The sequence below is a fragment of the Pseudomonas thermotolerans DSM 14292 genome, from assembly GCF_000364625.1.
Lineage (GTDB): Bacteria > Pseudomonadota > Gammaproteobacteria > Pseudomonadales > Pseudomonadaceae > Aquipseudomonas > Aquipseudomonas thermotolerans.
Map to the genome: position 1 here is coordinate 1 of NZ_KB822646.1, position 3713 is coordinate 3713.

General features: G+C 67.5%; 3 protein-coding genes and 1 pseudogene. 3 read left to right on the forward strand and 1 reads right to left on the reverse strand.

Annotated elements, in window-relative coordinates; all coding sequences use genetic code 11:
• The 3 genes and pseudogenes from H165_RS19665 to otsA form a co-directional block, all read left to right on the forward strand.
• Nucleotides 1–95, forward strand: a pseudogene (locus H165_RS19665) (IS5/IS1182 family transposase); the annotation flags it as partial.
• 122 nt (nucleotides 96–217) lie between these two features.
• Entirely contained in the window at nucleotides 218–991 is a 774-nt protein-coding gene (gene otsB, locus H165_RS0117800; protein ID WP_017940281.1) for a trehalose-phosphatase, read from the forward strand.
• A gap of 106 nt (nucleotides 992–1097) precedes the next feature.
• Nucleotides 1098–2507: an alpha,alpha-trehalose-phosphate synthase (UDP-forming) gene (otsA, locus tag H165_RS0117805; RefSeq protein ID WP_017940282.1), complete on the forward strand. Its 1410-nt coding sequence runs from the start codon at nucleotides 1098–1100 to the stop codon at nucleotides 2505–2507.
• A gap of 60 nt (nucleotides 2508–2567) precedes the next feature.
• Here the strand turns inward: otsA and H165_RS0117810 are convergent, their stop codons facing one another.
• Entirely contained in the window at nucleotides 2568–3563 is a 996-nt protein-coding gene (locus H165_RS0117810) for an autotransporter family protein (RefSeq protein WP_017940283.1), read from the reverse strand.
• Nucleotides 3564–3713: the final 150 nt, after the last annotated feature.

Here is a 3713-nt window from a genome sequence, read left to right on the forward strand (position 1 = left end):
CTCGCTACGACAAGCTGGCAAGAAGTTTTGCCGCAATGGTCACGCTGGCTTGCACGCTGCGGTGCCTACGGCAGTACTTTTCGTACAGAACCTAGCGTTGGACGTTTCCTTTTTCCGCCGCTTCCCTGGCCGAAGGGTGGCGGTGTGACTTGCAGGTTAGAGAGGCTGGTCCATGAGTCTTCCGTCATGCGGAGGGCAAGTCGACGTAGCCCGTGCCATGCCCTGCGAGGCTTCGGCAAGTGCCCTCCTGGCGGAATGGCTGAGCTCCAGCTGGCAGGCATGTTCGCTGTTTCTCGATGTCGACGGCACCCTCCTGGATATCGCTGAGACACCCGATGCGGTCCGCGTCCCGCCCGAGCTGCTCGCGGCCCTGGCCACCCTGCAGCGCCGCCTCGGCGGGGCCCTGGCCTTGGTCAGCGGCCGTTCGCTCGACAGTCTGGATGCGCTGTTCGCGCCCCTGCGCCTGGCGGCCAGCGGCGGTCACGGTGCCCAGTGGCGACAGTTGGCCGATGAGGCTCCCCGTCATGCATCGAACGCGCTCGACGCCGCGCTGCGCGAGCGGTTGGCCGTTCTGGCGCAGCGCCATCCCGGCGTGCTGGCCGAGGACAAGGGCAGCAGCTTCGCCTTGCATTACCGCGCCGTGCCCGAGGTGGCGCCGGCCCTAGCCGCCGCGCTGGACGAGCTGCTGGCCGGGCCGCTGGGCCGGGGGCTGCGCCTGCTGCCCGGCAAGATGGTCTTCGAGGTGATCGGCAGGGGCTGCGACAAGGGCCTGGCGATCCGCCGCTTTCTCGCAGCACCGCCGTTTCGAGGACGATGGCCGCTGTTCATCGGCGATGACGTGACCGACGAAGCGGCCCTGGCCGTGGTGGCCGAGCTGGGCGGACTGGGTCTGTCGGTCGGGCGAGCCCTGCCTGGGGCCCGGGCGGTGTTCGCCGATGCCGCGGCATTGCGGGCGGCGCTCGTCGAGGCCGCCGGAGGGCTGGCGCGATGAAGATGTGGCGCCGTCTCCAGCGGCTTTCTCGATACCGGAAAAACCATCGGATGGCGGGGGCGCGCGACTTCGCCATGCGGCTATCCAGCAGTTGGGAGGAGAGCCCATGTCTCGGCTGATCGTGATTTCCAACCGGGTGGTGGTGCCGGAGGAGGGCAGCCCCGTGGCGCCTGGCGGGCTCGCCGTGGCGGTGGACGCCACCCTGCGCGAGCGGGAAGGGATCTGGTTCGGCTGGAGCGGTCAGGTGGCCGACGAGCCGCCGCCGCCCGTGCATATCGAGCGCGGCAGCCTGAACTACGTGATCACCGACATCCGTCCGCAGGACTTCCAGGAGTACTACTACGGCTTCGCCAACCGGGTGCTCTGGCCGATCCTGCACTACCGGGTGGACCTCGCGGAGTTCAGCGAGGCCGATTTCAGCGGCTACCTGCGGGTCAACGAGTTCTTCGCCGAGCGCCTGAGTCCGCTGTTGGAGAAGGATGACATTATCTGGGTCCACGACTATCACCTGATCCCCTTGGCTCAGTCCCTGCGCGCCCTCGGCCATCAGAACCGCATCGGCTTCTTCCTGCACATCCCCATGCCGCCGCCGGATCTGCTGATCGCGCTGCCCCATCATCTGGAACTGATCCGCGCGCTCACCGAATACAACCTGATCGGCTTCCAGACCGAGAACGATGCCGGCAACTTCTCCCGCTACCTGACCCGGGTGGTCGGCGCGGCGACTCCGGACGGTCGCCACTATCACCTGGGCAACCAGCATTTCCGCGTCGGCGTGTTCCCGGTGGGCATTGACACCGAGCGCTTCCGGCGCATCGCCGAGATGTCCATGGGCAGCACCGAGGCGATGGATTTGGAGGAAAGCCTGGCCGGCCGCGCGCTGATCATCGGCATCGACCGGCTCGACTACTCCAAGGGCATCGTCCACCGCCTCGACGGCTACGAGCGCTTCCTGGAGAAGTATCCGGAGTGGCACGGACGGGTCACCTACCTGCAGATCGCCCCCGGCAGCCGCCAGGAGATCCCCGAGTACGCGGACATAGACGCGGCGGTGAGCGCCAAGGTCGGGCACATCAACGGCCGCTTCGGCGCGGTGTCCTGGGTGCCGCTGCGCTACGTGAGCCGCAATCACCGGCGCGAGGACATCGCCATGGTCATGCGCCTAGCGCGCATCGCCCTGGTCACCCCCCTGCGCGACGGCATGAACCTGGTCGCCAAGGAGTTCGTCGCCGCCCAGGATCCGGCCGACCCCGGCGTGCTGATCCTCTCCCAGTTCACCGGCGCTGCCGCGGAGCTGGGCGCCGCGCTGATCATCAACCCGCATGACCGCGACTCCCTGGCCGACGCCATTCACGCCGCGCTGTGCATGCCCCTGGAGGAGCGCCGCAGCCGCCACCAGGAGATGTTCTCGGTGCTGGAGGCCAACCACATCCGCTACTGGGGGCAGAGCTTCGTCGATGCCCTGACCCGCCCGGGGCGGGTGATGAACTGGCTGTCGAACCAGTCCACCAATTGAGGTGGCAGAAGCACCCGGGCCGCGCAGTGCGCGGCCCGGGTGTCCCTTGCAGGCGATGGTCTACCAGGTGTACTGCAGGCCGATGCGCCCGCTGACGCCGTGGGCTCTGCTGTTCTCCAGGCTCTGCTCGTAGTCCACGGCCAGGAAGGCGTTCAGGTTGTCCCTGAACTGGGTGTTGAAGCCGGCGCCCACCTGGCCCCAGGTGCCGCCCAGCCCGGTGTGCAGCTTGACGGCATTCTGGCCGTCCGGGGCGGAGAAGGTGGTGTCGGCCTCGGCCCCGAAGTCATGCCACAGGTTGGCGCGCAGCCAGAAGGCGTGTTCGCGGCCGTCCTCCTTTTCCCAGTTGCGGGCCAGGCGGGCACCCAGACGGCCGTACAGGGCATCGGAGTCCTTGAAGTCGATCCTGCCGTAGCGGTCATGGGTCGAGCCGCCCAGGTCCACGTACTGGTAGACCAGTTGGGCCTGCGGCTCCAGGGACCACTTCTCGTCCAGCTGAAAGGGGTAGCCGCCTTCCAGCGAGGCGGCGAATCCCCAGCCATCGGGCTTGACGGTTTCGCCGCCCGAGGCCTTCGCCCTGACGTTGTCGTAGCGAGTCAGCTGACCCACGGCGTCCAGGTACCAGCGCGACGGGGCGAGGTGGGTCCAGTAGGCGCCCAGGGAGTAGCCGTCCATGGAGACCTTGCCGCCCTGGCCGCCCTGTATCGCGTCGATGTCGGCCTTCATGCGCGAGGCGGCGAAGTAGGCGCCGGCGATGTTCCGCGCGCCATCCTCGTCCAGGCTGCGGTGCAGATCCAGGCCCAGCTGGATGCCGTCGAGGTCGTAGTCATAGCGGGGGCCGTCCTTCTGGAATTCCCGGTGACGGCTCTGGAGGCTGCTGCTGTTGTCCCCGGCCTTGCCCGAGCTGGTGAAGGCGCGGGCCCAGAGGCGATGCTCGTCCTCTTCCGGCGGCTGGTAGCCTTGCAGCACGTTGCCGGGAGCCGACAGCATGTAGTCCTCGCCTGCCCGGTCGTGATAGGTGCCCAGCACGGCCAGGCCGAGGCGATGTAAGCGCTCCATAAACCCCATCTACAAATGACCCGCCGTCTTCAGGATGCTGCGCTCCCCATTTTCCATTGGAGCCCGCCATCCATGATGCGTCCCGACGCCAAGGTCCAGAAGGTCTACCTCTATCCCAAGCCCGTCGACTTCCGCAAATCCATCAACGGC

Excerpts from the sequence above, each read along its gene's own strand:
- otsB (WP_017940281.1), top strand. The coding sequence starts at position 218 with ATGCCCTGCGAGGCTTCGGCAAGTGCCCTCCTGGCGGAATGGCTGAGC.
- otsA (WP_017940282.1), top strand. The coding sequence starts at position 1,098 with ATGTCTCGGCTGATCGTGATTTCCAACCGGGTGGTGGTGCCGGAGGAG.
- H165_RS0117810 (WP_017940283.1), bottom strand. The coding sequence starts at position 3,563 with ATGGAGCGCTTACATCGCCTCGGCCTGGCCGTGCTGGGCACCTATCAC.